Raw genomic sequence first — 17,460 nt, forward strand, 5'->3', positions numbered from 1 at the left:
GACGTCGTCGATTGCGGTAAAAATGCCAATGCGGTGAAGGAGATCAGCCATGTGGATACAGATATTACAGCGGTTCCTTATCCTGTGCCTGATGTTGGCGATCGTCTCCGTCATCGCGTTTCTTTTGCCCTATATGGCCGGTGGCGATCCGGCCCGTACCATCCTGTTTTCGCGCATGCGCGATACGGCGCTTGATCCACACGCCGTTGAAGCGCTGAGAACCAGCCTCGGGCTCGACCGTCCGCTCTATGTGCAATATTTCGCCTGGCTGTCGAACGCGTTACGCGGTGACCTTGGCTTCTCCTTCACCAGCAGCCAACCCGTCGCCGGTGAGCTTTTGCGTTCCCTCGGCGTGTCGGTGACACTGGCGCTGACGGCGCTGGCAATAGCGGTGGCCGTTGCCCTGCCGCTCGGCACGCTGGCCGCAATGCGTCCCGGCGGACGGCTGGACAATTTCGCGACGCTGATGATCCAGACCTTCGTCGCCACGCCCGAATACTGGTTCGCGCCCATGTCTGCGCTCGTCTTTGCCCTCTATCTTGGCTGGCTGCCCTCCGCGGGATGGGACAGCTGGCGTTCGCTGGTCCTTCCTGCGCTGACGCTGACCCTGCGACCGCTCGCCTATTTCACGCAGGTGACGCGCGCGGCGATGGCCGAAGTTTTACGCGCCCCTTATATCACGGCGGCGCGCAGCCGCGGGCTGGGCATGCATGGCACGGTCATGCGGCACGGCATCCGCAACGGCTCGCTTCCGGTAGTCACGTTTTTTGCCCTGTGGCTTGCGGGGCTGCTGGGCGGATCGGTGGTGGTGGAGGTGATCTTCGCCATCCCCGGAATGGGTCGGCTTCTCTACGATGCGGTGGTCAACCGCGACATCCCGATGCTGCAGGGCGGCTTCATCTGCATCGTCGCGCTTTCCATCCTGATCAATACCCTGGCCGACAGCTTCTATGTCCTGATCAATCCGGCAATGCGAGGTCGCCATGACCATTAGTCACTTTCCACAGGCTGCCGCCATGACGATGACCGCGCCCAGACGCCCCTCGACACTCAACCGGTTCACGGATTTCATTCGCCGGCGGCACTGGACCTTCTATGCGGGATCGGCGATCTTTCTCGCCATCATCCTGCTGCTCATCATTGCGCCGTGGATTTCGCCTTATAATCCGGCGCAGCAGAACCTTCGCCTGCGGCTGAACGCGCCGAGCGCCGCCCATTGGCTCGGAACGGACCATCTGGGGCGTGATGTGCTCAGCCGTCTGCTCATAGGCGGCCGTTTCACGGTCACCATCGCCGCGATCACCGTCATTCTCTCGGTCGTGATAGGAGCCTTGATCGGCATCGTCAGCGGCCGCAGCCGCGGCATAGTCGATCAGATTTTGATGCGCATCGTGGACCTGCTCATAGCCATACCCGATGTCGTGATCGCAATTTTCCTCGTCGCCATCTTCGGGCCCGGATACGGCACACTGATCGCCTCGCTGACCATCGTTGGCTGGACGCCTTTCGCACGGCTGGCACGGGGACTGACGCTTTCGATCAATTCCCGTGAATATATCCGCGCGGCAGAGGTGCTTGGATGTACGCGGAGCTTCATCATCTTCCGGCATATTATTCCCAACACGATCTGGCCCATTGCCGCTGTCGCGTTCCTGCGGTTCGGCCACAAGCTGATCACGGTGGGCGGACTGTCATTTCTGGGGCTCGGCGTACAACCGCCGGCCGCCGACTGGGCGCTGATGTTGTCCGATGCGCAGGCCTACGCCGAACGCATGCCCGTTCTGGTTATCGCACCGGGTCTGGCGATTTTCCTGGCGGCGCTCAGCGTGACCTGGATCGGCCATGGCCTCAACCTTGAAACCAAGAAAACGAGCGGTCATTGACGCCCGCGAAGGGGCAATGGTCGATTTGACTGCCGTCAAACATAGATGACGCCACGGACAATGAAGGAGAGTAATATCGTCTGAAGCCGCATGAAAATCCGTAAATGCCTCCGATTCAATAAAAATAAGGGGAACTCTTATGAATATCGAAGGACACACGCATGCCAGCACGGCCATGTCTTCCGAATGCGCACCGCTTCTGGAAATTGAGGACCTGCACGTTTCGGTGCCGGCGCAACATGGCCGGAAATTCGTCATCTCCGGGCTGACGCTTTCCGTCAATGCCGGGGAAGTTGTCGCTCTCGTCGGCGAGTCCGGATCCGGCAAGAGCATGACGGCGCTATCGCTGATGCGGCTCCTGCCACAGGGTGCGGAAATCAACTCCGGCCGAATTTCCTTTGCCGGGCGTGATATTCTCGCCCTGTCATCCGCCGAACTCGACGCGTTGCGCGGCGCAGATATCGGCATGCTGTTTCAGCAGCCACAGGCCATGCTGGATCCCACCAGCCGGGTGAGGACGCAGGTTGCCGAACCGCTATGGGTCCATCGCAAGATGAGCCGGCACGCCGCTCTCAATCGGGTCGTCGGCCTTCTGTCCGATGTCGGTATTCCCGATCCGTCTGCACGGGCGCAATGCTTCGCGCACGAACTTTCCGGCGGCATGGCGCAACGTGTCATGATCGCCGCAGCACTCTCGGGCAATCCGCAACTGCTGATCGCCGACGAGCCGACGACAGCGCTCGATGTCACCGTTCAGGCACAGATATTGCGCCTGCTCGATGACGAGCGCCGCAAGCGCCGGCTGGCCACGCTGCTCATCACCCATGATCTTTCGGTTGTCGCCGCATTCGCGGACCGGATCGCGGTCATGTATGCCGGCCGCATCGTGGAGGAAGGGCCCACCCAGGCGATCCTCAAGGCGCCGCAGCATCCCTATACCAAGGCGCTCATCAGCTGCTCGCTTCTGACCACTGACGGCGAGGGGCAGTTGCTGACAATCCCCGGCTCCAGTTCGCAGGCCCACGACATGTCCTGCGGCTGCCGGTTTCACCCGCGCTGCGCGCTCGCCAAATCCGCCGGCATGGGCAGCCGCTGCATGGCAGCCGAACCGAATCTGAATGCCCTGCCGGAAGGACGCAAGGCCCGGTGCTGGGCAGTCGGTGACGAGCAGGTCAACCATGATCATGCTGGCCACGCAATGTGCTGAAGGAGGTGACGATGTTATCGCCAACGATGAAACAGGCCACGCCATCGGCCGGCAGCGACAGCCGACCCTATGTGATTGCCAAAAATCTTTGCAAATATTACCCCATATCGGGCTTTGGTCACCGGGTGGTGAAATCCGTTGACGACGTGTCGCTGACGATCGGCGAAGGCGAGGTTCTGGGCCTCGTCGGCGAATCCGGCTGCGGCAAAAGCACCGTCGCCGGATTGATAACGCGGCTGACGAACGCGACGAAAGGCGAGGTCAGCATCGGTAATCATAATATACTGCAAATCCAGGGCGAAGAGCTTCGGCGGATGCGTCGGGTCGTGCAACTGGTGTTTCAGGATCCCTATTCGGCACTCGATCCCCGTATGCGCATCGGGCAAAGCATGGAAGCACCGCTTGCCCAGCACGGCATCGGCTCTCGCGAGGAACGCGCAACGCGGGTTTTCCGGATGCTGGAGGAGGTCGGTCTTGATGCCTCATTTTACGATCGTTATCCCAGCCAGTGTTCCGGCGGGCAATTGCAGCGCGTCGTCATAGGGCGCGCACTTCTTCTCAATCCGAGTTTCCTCGTTTGCGATGAGCCGACATCGGCGCTCGACGCCTCCATGCGCACGCAGATACTGAACCTCCTGATGGACATGAAGCGTCGCCACGGTTTGACGGTTCTGATGATTTCCCATGACCTGCGTGTGGTGCGTTATCTGTGCGATCGCATCGCGGTAATGTATCTCGGGCGCGTCGTTGAAATCGCCGACCGTGAAGAGCTTTTCCGGGCGCCGAAGCATCCCTACACCAAGGCCCTCATTGCATCGTCGATGCTGGACGAGACGGGGTTGTACGCACCGGAAATGCTCCTAGACGGTGATCTGCCGAGCCCTCTCAATCCTCCCGACGGATGCAAATTCCACACGCGCTGCAAATACGCGACCGCAATATGCGGAGAGGTAGAACCCGTTCTGGAAGGCGTTTCCGGCGAGCATTTCGCGCGTTGCCACCGCTGGCAGGAACTGGGTTGAAGGACGACGCAGCTACAGTTCTCTGGTGCTGCGAAAACAGATGAATTGTGTGTTTGAAGCTTAATATCGGAATAAAATTCCGAGTATAAAACGTAAAATAGATGATATTCGAATGGATAATCGAAAGATATCCATAGGGTATTATTGTTGTAATTTTATGGAATAAGCGAATTTTCGAGAAAATGTAAGAGATGTGAGCGTTGTCATCAAAAATAAAAGGGGAATCTTCTATGATGAAGCACGCACTTTTGGCGACGTGCGCCGTTGTTGTCTCATTCGGGGCACATGCGGCGACAGCCGGAACGATCACCTATGACGATTATACCGGCGTCAAGACCGGCTGGCAGATGGCTTCCGACGATGCCTATCTCGGCTCGCGGGCGGGATGTTTCGAAAGTTTGGTTCGTGTCGGTTATGACGCGACACTGGAGCCTGGCCTTGCCGAATCCTGGACGCAGACCGCGCCGAAGATCTGGGAATTCAAGCTGCGCAAGGGTGTGAAATTCCAGAATGGTGAGCCGCTCAATGCCGCAGCCGCGGTCAATGCACTCGCCAATCTTCTGAAAGCGCCTGTTCCGGCGCGCGCCTTCTCGCCCAAGCTGATCGCCGCTGTTGATGCCGATGGTGACGATATCGTAAAGATCACGACCATCGAGCCATCGGTGCTGCTGCCAGCGCAAATGGGAAGTCCGGCAACGTCGATCCTCGCGCCTTCAGCCTATAAGGATGGCAAGGTCGATCCGATCGGAACCTGCACCGGACCCTTCAAGATTACCAAGGTCGATGCCAACCAATATATGGAGCTGACCGCAAACCATGACTATTGGGCCGGTATGCCGAAGCTTTCGGGCGGCCGCGTGAACTTTATTCCGGACGCCGATACGCGCGCCACCCAGATAAGAAGCGGTGAAGTGCAGATTTCGCGCATGATCCCGCCTTGGACAGTGAAGACCGTTGAAGCGGCCAAGGGCGTCAAGGTTGCGCCGATCACCGTGCCGCGGATCACCGAAATGCTGCTCAATAATTCAAAGGCGCCTTTCAAGGACATCAAGGTTCGGCAGGCGATCCGGGCTGCCATCGATACCGCCGGTATTGCGGACAGCATCTATGAAGGCGTGGTGAAGCCCGCAACGATGCCCTTCGCACCGGGTGAGCCGTGGGCGCCGCAAGACGTCACACCCGCTTATGACCTGGAGAAGGCAAAGGCTCTGCTGAAAGAGGCCGGAGTTGCTCCCGGCAGCCTGAAGTTGACGCTTCTCGCCTACACGGAAAGAACCGAACTCAAGGATGTTGCCGCCGTTATCCAGGCCCAGTTGCAGGAAATCGGCATCAAGGTCGATGTTCGCGTTGCCGATTACACAGCGATCGAGCCCGATCTCCTGTCCGGCAACTTCGACATGGTTCTTCTGTCGCGCGGTTACGCCACTGACGTTGCAGAGCCGATCGGTTTCCTGAACGCCGACTACACCTGCACAGGCGGTTACAACATCTCGCATTATTGCAGCGAAGAGACGGACAAGCTGATCAAATCGGCCTATGCGGTGGCCGAGCCGGCCAAGCGTTACGCCATCTATGCCGAGGCGGCGAAGAGGGTTTACGATGAAGCGGTCACCGTCTACCTCATCCACGAGACGGCTTTCGACGCCTATTCGGACAAGGTCGAGAACTTCAGGCCGCATCCGATCAACTACTTCATCATGACCAAGGATCTGGCGGTGAAATAAGCCAATGTGACATTGCTGACGAGGTGTGGCCCGGTTCGCAAGAGCCGGGTCTCTTTTATGAGAAGGCCCCTGAACCTCTCCGCCGTCATTCCGGCACTGTGCCGGAATCCAGCCAGCCCAGGTCCTTGGACTTAAAGGAGTCTTCCCGCCGTGCAGACGCACGTCAGCTTGATTCCGGCTCAGGGCCGGAACGACGGAGGAGGGCAGATTCGTTTCATTAAACAGGGAAAACCTCCTCCGTCACCCTTGATTGAAAGGGAGAGGGCGTTTGCCGTCCGGGAGGAGAGAGGGATGGATGCCGTCCAAACCCGTCACACAATTCAGCGCGAAGCGGGGCAGGCAGTGCGATCCGGCGGCGGCTGTATGAAAGCGCCGCCGGTATCTCGTCTGATCAGGCGCGTGCTTCCGGCGTGTACCCAGCCGCGGTGATGATTTCTGCGATACGTGCCGCATCGGAGATGCCGCCAACCACGACTGTGCGGCTTGCCGGATCGGCATGTACGGCAGCGCCGGGAACGGTCTTCTCGATCGCACCCTTGATCACACCGGCGCAGTGCCCGCAGGTCATGTCTTCAACGTGGAAAGAAAGGTCGGCATTGACGGGTGCGGCAGTGGTTTCCGGGTGATGCTGGTGAGCGGTGCACATAGGCGGTTCTCCGTGATTGGGAATTCGTAACAGGGAGAGCGTGGACTATTCCAACGTGGGAAGGTCAAGCGCTTTATTCGCCAAAAGCCAGTGATTTCAGCTCTTCCAGAAAATCGGCATCAGTAGCACCAGAACCGTCAGGATTTCCAGACGCCCCAGCAGCATCAGGATCGACAGGAGATAGAGCGCCGGTTCGCTGATCGTGGAGAAATTGCCTGCCGGGCCGATGATCGGGCCGATGCCGGGGCCGACATTGGCAAGCGAGGTCGCCACAGCCGAGGTGGCGGTGAGGAAATCATAGCCCATCAGGCTCATGGCCAGACTGCCGGCAATCCAAAGTGCGATGAAACAGCTGATGAAGAGAAAGATGGTGCGGATGGTTTCCGGATCGACCACCTGCTGGCCGTAGCGCACGGAATAGACGGCGTTCGGATAGATCAGCTTCTTGAGCCCGGCCCGCGCCACGTTGAAGATGATGAGAAAACGATAGGCCTTGATGCCGCCGGCCGTCGAGCCCGAGCAGCCGCCCATGAAAGTGGCGAAAAAGGCAACGACGACGACGAAGGGCCCCCACAGCGTGTAGTCATCGCTGGCAAAGCCGCCGGTCGACAGGATGGAAGTCATGTTGAAGAAGGAATGGCTGAGCGCATCATCCAGCGGCACGCCGTTCCTGAAATGGTGGTAGACACCAACGGCAACCGAGATCGCACAGAGGTAGCCGAGGAAGACGGCGATCTGCGGGTCGCGCAGCGTCTCCAGCCGGCGCCGCACGGCGAGCAGGATCATGACCGAGAACGGCAGGCTGCCGAAGATGAGGAAGATGGTGGCGATCCACAGCAGCGCCGTATTGTTGAAATAGGCGAAGGACGCGTCATGGGTGGAGAAGCCGCCCGTCGCAACCGTCGACATGGCATGGTTCAGCGCATCGAAATGCGACATGCCGGCAAAATCATAAGCGATGGTACAGGCGAGCGTCATGACGATGTAGATCGCCACGAAAGCCCGGGTGAAGCTTGCCAGCCGGGCGAAGGGGCGGTCGTTGCCGGTGTCGGAGGATTCCATGCGGAAGAAGGTCATGCCGCCGACGCGCAGCAGCGGCAGGATGAAGAGGCCGAGTGCGACAATACCGATGCCGCCGAGCCAGCACAGCAGCGACCGCCACAGGAGAATACCCTGCGGCGCATTGTCTAGACCCGAAATGGCGGTGGATCCGGTCGTCGTGATGGCTGAGACGGACTCGAAAAGCGCCTGGCCCGGCGTCAGGTCGAGTTCGGACAGATAAAGCGGCACTGCACCGACGATGGAAAACACCAGCCAGAGCAGGTTGACGAGCAAAAAGCCGAAACGTTTGTTGAACGAAGCGATCGGCCCGCGCGTGGCGAGCGCGCAGGCAAGCGCGAACCCACCACACATGAAGCCGGAAAGCGCGAACACCATCCAGTCGTCATTGCCGTAATAAAGATCCGTCAGTGCGGGCAGGAACATGGCCGTGGCGAGATAGAGCCCGAAGATGGACGCTACATATATGACCGAGCGCAGAAGGTTACTGTTCAAGAAATGAAACCCGGAGTTCGTGGCCGCGCTGAAATGAGTCTTTGTCTCGGACGCCTTCCTATGGCATAGCGGGTGCCATTATGAATTTCAATGGATTGACTATCGTGGACAAGCAGCTTGTGGAAGCAGCGCGGCGGGAAGTGCGGGAAATATTCCCGGAAACGCCGCTGCAGTTGAATGAACATCTCAGCCGTCGGTATGGCGCGTCGATTTGGCTGAAGCGTGAGGATCTGTCCCCGGTTCGTTCCTACAAGATTAGAGGCGCATTCAATTTTCTGCGCAAGGCGGTGGCCAAGGCCGGCAAGGGCAAGATTTTCGTCTGCGCTTCGGCTGGAAACCACGCCCAGGGTTTTGCTTTCGCCTGCCGCCATTTCGGCGTTCATGGCGTTGTTTTCATGCCGGTGACCACACCGCAGCAGAAGATCGAAAAGACCCGCATCTTCGGCGGCGAGTTCATCTCCATCCGTCTGGTGGGCGATATATTCGACCAGTGTTACGCTGCTGCCCGCCAGCACGTGCAGGACAATGACGGCTACATGGTGCCGCCGTTCGACCATGAGGATATCATCGAGGGCCAGGCAACTGTCGCTGCCGAGATCATGGACCAGCTCCCGGATGGCACTAAGCCTGACATCGTCGTGATGCCTGTCGGCGGTGGCGGTCTTTCGGCTGGCCTGTCCGGATTTTTGGCCGGGACGGTCCGCAAGGAAAACTTCGTGTTCTGCGAGCCGGAAGGCGCACCGAGCCTGAAGAAAAGCCTCGAACGTGGCGAACCGGTGACGCTGAACAAGATCGATAATTTTGTCGATGGCGCCGCCGTCGCCCGCATCGGCGACCTCAACTTCAAGGCGCTGAAGGATTTCCCGGCCGATCAGGTCCAGCTCATCCCGGAAAATGCCATCTGCGTGACGATCATCGAGATGCTGAATCTCGAAGGCGTGGTGCTGGAGCCCGCAGGCGCGCTCTCGATCGCCGCGCTGGAAAAGCTCGGCCGCGAAAAGCTGGAAGGCAAAACGGTCGTCGCCGTGGTTTCCGGCGGCAATTTCGATTTCGAGCGCCTGCCGGATGTGAAGGAGCGCGCCATGCGTTACACGGGCGTGAAGAAATACTTCATCCTGCGCCTGCCGCAGCGTCCCGGTGCGCTTCGCGATTTCCTCAACCTGCTTGGTCCGGATGATGATATCGCCCGTTTCGAATATCTGAAGAAATCAGCCCGCAACTTCGGCTCGATCCTTATCGGCATCGAAACCAGCGCGAAGGAGAACTTCGCCGGCCTGCTGGAGCGCTTCGAAGCGGCCGGCCTCGGTTATGAGGACATCACCGAAAATGACATCCTGTCAAACCTGATCATCTGATCGGAGGAGGCAGGGAAGGGCGGGTGTCATCCGCCCTTCAAACGTGACACGAATTGAGGGAGTGCAAGCCATGGCATCGTTTTTTTCCAAAATCCTCTCGGCCTTCGGCTCCGGCCAGCCGTCTTCCGACGCCCCGCAGAAGACGGCGCAGGTAGAACCGCATGCGCATGGCGACTATCTGATCTATGCGACCCCGATCAAGGAAGGTGGCCAGTTCCGCCTGGCTGGCCGTATTGAAAAAAAGGCCGGTGACGAGGTGCTGGTGCATGAATTCGTGCGGGCCGACGTCTTCACCAGCCTCGATGATGCGGTGGAGTTCACCATCCGCAAGGCGAAGCTGATTATCGATCAGAACGGCTCATCTCTCTTCCCGGGAAAATGATGACGGCTGCATTGAGTGCCTGAACGATGCGGCCTTCAGGGACGGCAGCATTTCTATGCTTTGTTATCTGAATCAGGTGCGTGGCCTACGCGGCAAAGAATAACGGCCGGGACAGGGTCCACGGCCGTTACGGTACGGAGTTCGGTCAATACCCGGCGGTCATGCCGGGATTGCCTTTGAATGAATGCCTCAGGCGGCCTGTGCCAGTTCTTCCACCTTGGCTTCGGCAGCCGCTACAGCCTTTTCGACTGCTTCGGGGCCGAAAGCCAGACCCTCGACGTAGATCACTTCCACATCGGTCATGCCCATGAAGCCGAGAACGGTCTTCAGATAGGGAACGGCATGGTTCATCGAAACGGCCGGGCCTTCGGAGTAAACGCCGGCAGCCGCCAGGACGATGTACACCTTCTTGCCAGTGGCGAGACCGACCGGGCCGGTTTCGGTGTATTTGAAGGTCTGGCCAGCGCGGGCGACGTTGTCGATCCACGACTTCAGGCCGGAATAGATGTTGAAGTTGATGAGGCCGGTGCCGATGACGACGGTGTCGGCGGCCAGAAGCTCTGCAACGAGCTTGTCGGAATAATCGGCTGCAACCGCTTCTTCAGCCGTGCGCTGATCGGGTGCCTTGCGGATTGCGGCTGTCTTGACGGTGTCGAGATGCGGGATCGGGTCAGCTGCGAGATCGCGGTGGACAAGGGTGTTGGAAGCCGACTTGGCCTTCAGCTTGCTGGCGAGCTCACCGGCGAACTTGTTCGAAACCGATTCCTCGCCGCGCGGGCTGGAGGTGATGAGAAGAATGTTGGACATGGTCTTTTCCTTGCATATGCGATGAATTGACGGGCGCCTTGGGAGGGCGGGAGAGCACGATGCCCTGCCTTTGCGCTCTATATGAAAAATTACTGCCATCAAGAAAACTGTGATAATGTGGAAGCAATCTATCGATGAAATGGATGGGACATGGACGCGAACCCAACGCTCGATCAATTGCAGGTATTCTTGACGGTTGCCGAGACCGGCAGTTTTTCCGCCGCATCGCGGGCGCTCAATCGTGCCCAGTCGGTGGTCAGTTACACCATCGCCAATCTCGAAGCGCAGCTTGAGGTTACGCTTTTCGAGCGCAACGGGGTGCGCCAGCCGAAGCTGACGGACGAAGGGCGCGCCATGCTGGAGGATGCAAGGCGCATCGTCGCTGGCCTGCAGGAAATGCGTGCCCGCGCCAAGGGGCTGAAACAGGGGCTGGAAGCGGAACTTTCCGTAGCTATCAGCACCATGGTGCCGGCGGAGGCCGTGGTGGCTGTGTTGCGGGATTTTCGTACGCAGTTCCCAACCGTAGCCCTCAGCCTCAATGTTGGCGAGCTGGGCATGGTCATGGACATGGTGCTCTCCCGCAAGGCAGGCATCGGCATTGGCGGGGCGATGCTGCGCCAGGATGATGAGCTCGTCGTCGAAAAGGTGGGCCATTCCTTCATGCTGCCGGTCGTCGCGTCGGATCACCCGCTGGCGCAGATCGAACGCCCGCTTGTTCTCGCCGACGTGCGCGAGGAGGTTCAGCTTGTCGTCACCGATGCCTCCGGCCTGACCAAGGGCCGCGATTTCAATGTTCTCTCCTACAAGACTTGGCGGGTCAGCGACATCGCCACCAAATACCAGCTTATCAAGGGCGGTCTCGGCTGGGGCGGTCTGCCCGCATCGATCGTCCGCAACGATCTTACCAATGGCAGCCTCAAGGCGCTCGAACTCGAGGCCTATGAGCAGGGGGAATATCCGCTGTTTGCACTGCGACGGGTGGATTCGCCTGCGGGTCCGGCGGGGCAATGGCTCGCCGAGGCTTTTCAGCAGCGCCTGTCCGCCTGCCCGAACCATAAGGATTTCAGTGGTATGCTTGCTGCCAGCAAACAGAGGTCCATTGCTGTCGCCGCTGAGTGATATTGGCTAATTATATGTGGACCGGCCGGGCCTGCTTCTTCGCCCCGGCTGGGAGAGGAAACGCGCGGCAACCTAGGCGCTATGCCGCAGAGGCCAATTGACGTGGGCGGATCGCCTGCCTATACCTAATCACGGTCTGCAGTTCACCGAGGCATCGCCGTCCCGCATGGGAAGCTAAACCTGCATATTTATGGTTTGACAGCACTTATCCCGTGCCTTGTCGGAAGCCGGCGATCAGCGACACCTTTTCGGAATGGCACTTGAGGGTAAGTCATGCCACGTTCGATCCTTTCCATTGATATCGCCGATCTCTCGACCTTTGCCAAATCCGTGCGCGAGCAGATCGGCAGGCTGGACCGCCAGCCGAGCCATGTGGAGATGCTCAATCTTCTGAGCCGGGCCGCCGGTTTTCGAAATTTCCAGCATCTGCGCGCTGACCGCATCTCTTCCGCCGAAAGCACAACCGCTCAGCCTGAGCTGCTGCCAGCCGTCAATGAGGACAGGGTGCTCAAGACCGTTCGTGTCTTTGATGCCGCCGGCCGGCTGATGCAATGGCCGGCCCGCCGGTCGCATCAGGAACTGTGCCTCTGGTATCTCTGGGCAAAAATTCCCGCCGGGCAGAGTTTTTCCGAGCGAGAATTCAGCAGCTTTCTGGATAGCCTGCACCTGTTCGGGGATGCGGCCATGCTGAGGCGCGACATGGTTGGCCTGAGACTCATCCGCCGTAACCGTGACGGCAGCGACTATCGGCGTATCGAACAGAAGCCGCCGCAGGAACTGCCGATGCTGCTACGCGCGTTGGCTGGGCGCGACTAGGAAAATACCTCCCGGCGACAGGTCGCCGGGAGGGCACTGTCGTTAAAGAATCAGGCGGAACTTCGCGAAACCTTCCGCGCCGTCGCCGGCATCCTCGATCCTGGCGCCCTTGATGTCGGCTGCGTAATGGCGTCCCTTGGGCCCGGTCTCGAAGACGGCGGTGGTGTTTTCCACCGGTGCAAAGGACCAGTTGGCATCCGCGGACGGGTTGATGGTGCCCTGATCGATGATATAGCGCACGATCACGTCGCGGTTTGTATCGGGCGCGACGAAGATCACCTTGTCGCCGGCGATATCGGGGAATTTGCCGCCGCCGCTTGCACGGTAGTTATTGGTCGCAACCACGAATTTCTGTTCGGGATCGATCGGCTTGCCATTGAACTGCAGATTGACGATGCGGTTGCTGTCCGGGTTGACCGCCTTGCCGTCCTTGTCGAATTTCGCCGGTTTGGAAATGTCGATCTGATAAGTCACGCCATCGATCACGTCGAAATTATAGGACGGGAAGTCTGGGTTGAGCAGTGGCGCATCCTTGGCACCGGCCTCAACCGTATTGAACATGCCGGCGGACATTTCCAGCCAGTTCTTCACCTGCGCCCCGTTGATCAACACTGCCTGCACCGTGTTGGGGTAAAGATAGAGATCGGCGACGTTCTTGATGGCGATGTCACCGGCGGGGACATCGGTGTAATAATCCGCGCCGCCACGACCGCCCGATTTGAACGGTGCTGCTGCCGAAAGTACGGGCAGATCCTTATACTGCCCTTCCTTCAGCATGTCCTTGATGTACCAGGTCTGGGCGTTGGAGACGATCTGCACGGACGGATCGTCTGCCACCAGCGCGAAATAGGAATAGAGCGGCGCGGATGTCTTGCCGACCGGGCGGCGCACATAGGCAAGGGCCGCTTCGTGATCCACCTTGGCTGCGGCGAGAACCTCCGGCTTGTCAGTATAGTCAGCAACGACCTTGCGATTTTCATCGCGATGGTAGATCGGGCGGGCTTCTGAGGTGAAGTCGACGATCTTCCAGCTCTTGCCATCCTTTTCAAGCAGCAGGTCGATAAGGCCCATATGGGAGCCCCAGAAGCCGGCCATGACAGCCGGCTTGCCCATCAGCGTGCCCTTGACCGCATCCGCACCCTCGATGCCGTCCCAGGTCTTCGGACCGGGGAAAACAAGGTGCTGGTGGCCGGTGAAGATCGCATCAATGCCTTCAACAGCTGCGAGATATAGCGATGCGTTTTCCATGCGCTCGGTCTGGCCCTTGCCGTCGATGCCGGAATGGGAAAGGGCGATGATGATATCCGCGCCTTCCTCCTTCATGACAGGCACCCAGGCTTTCGCCGCCTCGACGATGTCACGCGTCTGCGCCTTGCCCTCGAGATTCTTGGAATCCCACATCATGATCTGAGGCGGCACGAAACCGATGATGCCGACCTTGACCGGGCTGGTGACGCCGCCGCCATCGCGGATCTGTTTTTCCAGAATGACATAGGGCTTGAAGAACAGCTCGTCGTTCTTCGGATCGGAAGCCAGCTGCCCCTTGGTGAGGTTGGCGCACACATAGGGGAAACCGGCGCCCGCCAGCGTGTTCGACATATAGTCGAGACCGTAATTGAATTCGTGGTTGCCGAGCGTGCCGCAATCGTAGCCCAAGACGTTCATGGCATTGATGACAGGGTGCTTGTCGCCGGCCTTCATGCCGCGCTCATAGGCGATATAGTCGCCGAGCGGGTTGCCCTGCAGGAAGTCGCCGTTATCCACCAGCATCGAGTTCCCGGCTTCGGCGCGGATGGTGTCTATGATCGAGGCGGTGCGCGCCAGACCCATCGTGTCGTTCGGTTTGTCGGCGTAATAATCATAGGGAAAGACGTGAACATGGATGTCGGTCGTTTCCATGATGCGCAGATGCGCCTGGTTGGCCGCCGCACGCGCAGCAAAAGGGTGCAACATCACGAGCGCCGAAGTGGCTGCAATGCCACCCAGAAGTGAGCGCCGGGTAATGGGGTGGAGGGCGAGAAGCGACGACATGGGAACTCCTTCGGATGAAGCTTGCTCTGTCTTTAAAGACGACAGGGTAGAAGCAATCGCAGAGGAGTCCATCACCAAAATGACAGGCCCATGACAGATGGGCCGGTTTTCAACCGTTTGATAAATTTTTTGTCAGTGACGTGCGGCGCAGGTCCCGCCGCACTGGAAAATGCGCGTCATTTGTTCCGCGCATTGTAATGCTCCGGATCAGCGGGCCAGTGTCGGTTTCACGTCTTCGTGGAAGAAACGGAAATAGGAAGAGAGCTGCGCCAGCGTGTTGGTGGAAAGCTTGAGCTGCAGGCCAAGACGGTTCATGTGCTGCCACTGCACGACGCCCTCGATGAAGCCCAGATCCTCACTCTGCACCTTGACCCGGCTACCCTTGGCGGCAGCGAAAGGCCCGTCCAGCTCGAGCGCCATTCCGGTTGCCGACAGATCGACGACACGTCCTCTGGTCGACTGGCTGAAATAATGCACAGTCGCAAAGATCCTTGTCTTGCTGCGAGGCGCGGTCCGGGTCGCCATATTGAGGTTGTTTGTCATTTTGCTACTCAAATCAATTGTTTCCGATGCGTGCAGATTAACCTGTAAAAGTTTGAAACCCGTTTAGCCGTTCGGTTAAAATTCTAGACAATGCTGTGATTATGCTTTGGCGATACGGCATTGGTAACAATTGTTTCGTGCGGAACGGACGTGGACATAGGCGACGTCTTCGCGCCCCAGAAGTGCCCGCGCCCGCGAGACGATCTCGCCGGTGGCCGTTACCGCACCCGTGCCATAGACAATACGGTCATCGTCGCCATATCCGCGCACGATATAGTCGGGGCTGTCCAGCATCGGCGGAAGGATATCTGTCAGTGGATAACGATCGCAGGCTTCGGCATGCAGGAAGACCGGCCCCGTCTCGGCGTAGGGCTGCAGCGAGGGAAACGGCCGGTAGGCGAGTACGAGCATGGCTTCACCCGCGCCGATCTGGTCGAGGCAGTGGCGACACGGCATGCCGCCGGGAGAAACGGCTGTTTCCGGTCGATTGCCATAGGCATCGGCGGCGCCCGCGCGGAAATCCTCGGCGTCCTTAGCCGGCATTGCGGTGAAAACGATATTGGTCATGGCGGCCTCTTCTGGCTGGGATCGGCGTTGCTTCTTTGCAGCTATGGTCCCGAAACGCGCTGCTATCCACCCGATTCTTGACAGCTGATGCAACCAGCCCATTGCGTGACTCGTTAGGTTCGGGAATCAGTGACGCTCCTCGTTCCCGGAAGGTCTGATTTTATGTTCCGTCGTTTTCTGGCCGCCGTTCCGCTGGCTTTCGTATCGTTGACGGCTCCGATTGATGCCGAGGCGCAGGTCGCCTCCGGTCTCGACGGCCTGTCCGACGATCAGCTCCAGCAGGCGGTCAATTTCGTCATCGGCAACGCGATTTTTTCGCTCTACCATGAGGGCGCGCGCATGCTGATCTCGGATTTCGGCACGGCGGACACGGGAAGTGTACAGGCCCCGGCCGACCAACTGGCAGGAACGCTGATCCTGCAGGCCAATGAAGAATGGCTTGACACCGCGCTCGTGAACGCCACCGACAGCTGGTATCTTGCACGTGAGGCGGAGACGCTTCCTGAGCACGAAGCCCCTGTCTTCTCCGCGTTGGTGCCCGACAGGAGCCGCGACCGCAACATGGCCTGCCTGATGGTGGGCCGCGACAAGGACGGTTATGGCGATCTCGCCGCCATGATGGGGCTTCCCAATGCCGAATTTGACAAATGCGCCGCGGCCTATCCGGCGGTCGCTTCGGCCTGGGAGAATTTTCTCGCGCCCCACCGTAGTCAGACGCCTTCCAGGTTCTCCGTCAGCTACGTGCCGCCGCGCGATCCGGAACTTGAACCCTATGCCATCATGATCAAGGAATCGAAGGTCCTCGATCTCATCAGCCGCAGCTTTGGCGGTTATGGCCTGAAAGGGGACGTGAAGCTGACGGCCAAGTCATGCGGTCGCCCCGATGTCTACTGGTCGGCGGAAAAGCGCGAGATCACCTATTGTTATGAACTCGGCAAGTTCCAGGCGGAACTCATTGCCGATCATCTATTGAACACGGTCACCGAAGACAAGGGCGCAGCCGGCGGGCAGATCCCGACTGCCGCGGTTAATCTGGAACGGGAAATCTGAGGCCAGGGTTGCAGTCGCCGATAGCCTGGCCTCCTCATGATGGAGGAGAGTGCCGTGCCGAAGGTTGTCGTTCGCAATTTCGCCATCTCGCTTGACGGATATGGGGCAGGACCAGATCAAAGTCTGCAGAACCCGCTGGGTGTGAAGGGTGAAGAGTTGCACCAATGGGCCTTCAAGACCCGCACCTTTCACCGCATGTTCGGTAAAGGCGGCGGCTCGACCGGCACCGACGAGGATTTTTCCGAAAAGAGCTTTGAAAATATCGGAGCATGGATTTTAGGCCGCAACATGTTCGGGCCGGTGCGCGGCGCATGGCCGGATGAAAACTGGAAAGGCTGGTGGGGCGACGAGCCGCCTTATCATGTTCCAGTCTTCGTCCTGACGCATCACGCGCGACCGTCCTTCACGATGCAGGGCGGTACTGTCTTCCATTTCGTGACCGACGGCATCGAGGCGGCGCTCGACATGGCGCTGGCGGCGGCAAATGGCAGGGATGTCCGCATCGGCGGCGGGGTTTCCACTATCCGGCAATATATAGCGGCGCGCCTGATAGATGAGCTGCATCTGGCGCTGGCGCCGGTTTTTCTCGGTCGCGGCGAGCAATTATTCGAAGGCATGGATTGGCCCGCCCTCGGTTACCGCTGCACGGGAACGGTGGCGGGCGAGGGCGCGACACATCTGATTATCGACAAAGCGTGAGCGCCGCGTCCCTTTTTACCATCCCTCCCGTGAACGACACGGGATGATAAGGCGC

The 17,460-nt window shown here is 59.1% G+C and carries 17 protein-coding genes; 11 read left to right on the top strand and 6 right to left on the bottom strand.

From position 1 onward, the window contains the following. Positions 1 to 49 precede the first annotated feature (49 nt). The 5 genes from QE453_RS14865 to QE453_RS14885 all read left to right on the top strand — a co-directional run bounded on the left by QE453_RS14865 (position 50) and on the right by QE453_RS14885 (position 5,836). Complete coding sequence (locus QE453_RS14865; protein ID WP_004441204.1) at positions 50 to 994, top strand: ABC transporter permease; 945 nt, start codon at positions 50 to 52, stop codon at positions 992 to 994. Then, positions 984 to 1,883: an ABC transporter permease gene (locus QE453_RS14870; RefSeq protein ID WP_022555995.1), complete on the top strand. Its 900-nt coding sequence runs from the start codon at positions 984 to 986 to the stop codon at positions 1,881 to 1,883. The genes QE453_RS14865 and QE453_RS14870 overlap by 11 nt, the downstream gene beginning before the upstream one ends. Before the next feature lie 139 nt (positions 1,884 to 2,022). Continuing rightward, the gene (locus tag QE453_RS14875; RefSeq protein WP_045534244.1) at positions 2,023 to 3,090 is read left to right on the top strand and encodes an ABC transporter ATP-binding protein; all 1,068 of its coding nucleotides are present in this window, start codon (positions 2,023 to 2,025) and stop codon (positions 3,088 to 3,090) included. An 11-nt stretch (positions 3,091 to 3,101) separates the two neighbouring features. Further along, positions 3,102 to 4,112: an ABC transporter ATP-binding protein gene (locus QE453_RS14880; protein ID WP_022555997.1), complete on the top strand. Its 1,011-nt coding sequence runs from the start codon at positions 3,102 to 3,104 to the stop codon at positions 4,110 to 4,112. 230 nt (positions 4,113 to 4,342) lie between these two features. Further along, positions 4,343 to 5,836, top strand: coding sequence for an ABC transporter substrate-binding protein (locus QE453_RS14885; RefSeq protein ID WP_309777353.1), 1,494 nt, complete (start codon positions 4,343 to 4,345; stop codon positions 5,834 to 5,836). Between the two features lie 391 nt (positions 5,837 to 6,227). Here the strand turns inward: QE453_RS14885 and QE453_RS14890 are convergent, their stop codons facing one another. Continuing rightward, complete coding sequence (locus QE453_RS14890) at positions 6,228 to 6,482, bottom strand: heavy-metal-associated domain-containing protein (RefSeq protein ID WP_004441212.1); 255 nt, start codon at positions 6,480 to 6,482, stop codon at positions 6,228 to 6,230. Positions 6,483 to 6,578: 96 nt separating this feature from the next. Beyond that, positions 6,579 to 8,036, bottom strand: coding sequence for a TrkH family potassium uptake protein (locus tag QE453_RS14895; protein ID WP_022555999.1), 1,458 nt, complete (start codon positions 8,034 to 8,036; stop codon positions 6,579 to 6,581). A gap of 80 nt (positions 8,037 to 8,116) precedes the next feature. Here QE453_RS14895 and ilvA point away from each other — a divergent pair, with 80 nt between their 5' ends. Continuing rightward, positions 8,117 to 9,391: a threonine ammonia-lyase gene (ilvA, locus tag QE453_RS14900; RefSeq protein WP_004441216.1), complete on the top strand. Its 1,275-nt coding sequence runs from the start codon at positions 8,117 to 8,119 to the stop codon at positions 9,389 to 9,391. A 70-nt stretch (positions 9,392 to 9,461) separates the two neighbouring features. Next, entirely contained in the window at positions 9,462 to 9,773 is a 312-nt protein-coding gene (locus tag QE453_RS14905; RefSeq protein ID WP_309777355.1) for an HlyU family transcriptional regulator, read from the top strand. Between the two features lie 189 nt (positions 9,774 to 9,962). On the opposite strand, the gene QE453_RS14910 is transcribed toward QE453_RS14905, so the two are convergent. Beyond that, on the bottom strand, positions 9,963 to 10,580 hold the full coding sequence (locus tag QE453_RS14910; protein WP_004441220.1) for an FMN-dependent NADH-azoreductase: 618 nt from the start codon (positions 10,578 to 10,580) through the stop codon (positions 9,963 to 9,965). 150 nt (positions 10,581 to 10,730) lie between these two features. Between QE453_RS14910 and QE453_RS14915 the strand changes: the two genes are divergently transcribed. Both QE453_RS14915 and QE453_RS14920 read left to right on the top strand, forming a co-directional pair. Continuing rightward, entirely contained in the window at positions 10,731 to 11,699 is a 969-nt protein-coding gene (locus QE453_RS14915; RefSeq protein ID WP_309777356.1) for a LysR family transcriptional regulator, read from the top strand. A 273-nt stretch (positions 11,700 to 11,972) separates the two neighbouring features. Beyond that, positions 11,973 to 12,515, top strand: coding sequence for a DUF2087 domain-containing protein (locus tag QE453_RS14920; protein WP_309777357.1), 543 nt, complete (start codon positions 11,973 to 11,975; stop codon positions 12,513 to 12,515). 42 nt (positions 12,516 to 12,557) lie between these two features. Here the strand turns inward: QE453_RS14920 and QE453_RS14925 are convergent, their stop codons facing one another. The 3 genes from QE453_RS14925 to QE453_RS14935 form a co-directional block, all read right to left on the bottom strand. Continuing rightward, the gene (locus QE453_RS14925; RefSeq protein ID WP_037089026.1) at positions 12,558 to 14,546 is read right to left on the bottom strand and encodes a bifunctional 2',3'-cyclic-nucleotide 2'-phosphodiesterase/3'-nucleotidase; all 1,989 of its coding nucleotides are present in this window, start codon (positions 14,544 to 14,546) and stop codon (positions 12,558 to 12,560) included. Positions 14,547 to 14,753: 207 nt separating this feature from the next. Further along, the gene (locus QE453_RS14930; RefSeq protein WP_004441225.1) at positions 14,754 to 15,089 is read right to left on the bottom strand and encodes a PilZ domain-containing protein; all 336 of its coding nucleotides are present in this window, start codon (positions 15,087 to 15,089) and stop codon (positions 14,754 to 14,756) included. A gap of 99 nt (positions 15,090 to 15,188) precedes the next feature. Then, a complete protein-coding gene (locus QE453_RS14935) occupies positions 15,189 to 15,656 on the bottom strand; it encodes a DUF1203 domain-containing protein (RefSeq protein ID WP_006697955.1) in 468 nt (155 codons plus the stop codon). A gap of 162 nt (positions 15,657 to 15,818) precedes the next feature. Here QE453_RS14935 and QE453_RS14940 point away from each other — a divergent pair, with 162 nt between their 5' ends. Beyond that, positions 15,819 to 16,706 carry a DUF4344 domain-containing metallopeptidase gene (locus QE453_RS14940; RefSeq protein WP_112555038.1) on the top strand — a complete coding sequence of 296 codons (888 nt, stop codon included), beginning with the start codon at positions 15,819 to 15,821 and terminating at the stop codon, positions 16,704 to 16,706. Between the two features lie 54 nt (positions 16,707 to 16,760). Next, positions 16,761 to 17,405, top strand: coding sequence for a dihydrofolate reductase family protein (locus QE453_RS14945; RefSeq protein WP_309777358.1), 645 nt, complete (start codon positions 16,761 to 16,763; stop codon positions 17,403 to 17,405). Positions 17,406 to 17,460: the final 55 nt, after the last annotated feature.

It is taken from the genome of Agrobacterium sp. SORGH_AS_0440 (assembly GCF_031453135.1).
In the GTDB taxonomy this organism is placed as follows: Bacteria; Pseudomonadota; Alphaproteobacteria; order Rhizobiales; family Rhizobiaceae; genus Agrobacterium; species Agrobacterium pusense.

Excerpts from the sequence above, each read along its gene's own strand:
- QE453_RS14865 (WP_004441204.1), top strand. The coding sequence starts at position 50 with ATGTGGATACAGATATTACAGCGGTTCCTTATCCTGTGCCTGATGTTG.
- QE453_RS14870 (WP_022555995.1), top strand. The coding sequence starts at position 984 with ATGACCATTAGTCACTTTCCACAGGCTGCCGCCATGACGATGACCGCG.
- QE453_RS14875 (WP_045534244.1), top strand. The coding sequence starts at position 2,023 with ATGAATATCGAAGGACACACGCATGCCAGCACGGCCATGTCTTCCGAA.
- QE453_RS14880 (WP_022555997.1), top strand. The coding sequence starts at position 3,102 with ATGTTATCGCCAACGATGAAACAGGCCACGCCATCGGCCGGCAGCGAC.
- QE453_RS14885 (WP_309777353.1), top strand. The coding sequence starts at position 4,343 with ATGATGAAGCACGCACTTTTGGCGACGTGCGCCGTTGTTGTCTCATTC.
- QE453_RS14890 (WP_004441212.1), bottom strand. The coding sequence starts at position 6,482 with ATGTGCACCGCTCACCAGCATCACCCGGAAACCACTGCCGCACCCGTC.
- ilvA (WP_004441216.1), top strand. The coding sequence starts at position 8,117 with ATGAATTTCAATGGATTGACTATCGTGGACAAGCAGCTTGTGGAAGCA.
- QE453_RS14905 (WP_309777355.1), top strand. The coding sequence starts at position 9,462 with ATGGCATCGTTTTTTTCCAAAATCCTCTCGGCCTTCGGCTCCGGCCAG.
- QE453_RS14910 (WP_004441220.1), bottom strand. The coding sequence starts at position 10,580 with ATGTCCAACATTCTTCTCATCACCTCCAGCCCGCGCGGCGAGGAATCG.
- QE453_RS14915 (WP_309777356.1), top strand. The coding sequence starts at position 10,731 with ATGGACGCGAACCCAACGCTCGATCAATTGCAGGTATTCTTGACGGTT.
- QE453_RS14920 (WP_309777357.1), top strand. The coding sequence starts at position 11,973 with ATGCCACGTTCGATCCTTTCCATTGATATCGCCGATCTCTCGACCTTT.
- QE453_RS14925 (WP_037089026.1), bottom strand. The coding sequence starts at position 14,546 with ATGTCGTCGCTTCTCGCCCTCCACCCCATTACCCGGCGCTCACTTCTG.
- QE453_RS14930 (WP_004441225.1), bottom strand. The coding sequence starts at position 15,089 with ATGACAAACAACCTCAATATGGCGACCCGGACCGCGCCTCGCAGCAAG.
- QE453_RS14935 (WP_006697955.1), bottom strand. The coding sequence starts at position 15,656 with ATGACCAATATCGTTTTCACCGCAATGCCGGCTAAGGACGCCGAGGAT.
- QE453_RS14940 (WP_112555038.1), top strand. The coding sequence starts at position 15,819 with ATGTTCCGTCGTTTTCTGGCCGCCGTTCCGCTGGCTTTCGTATCGTTG.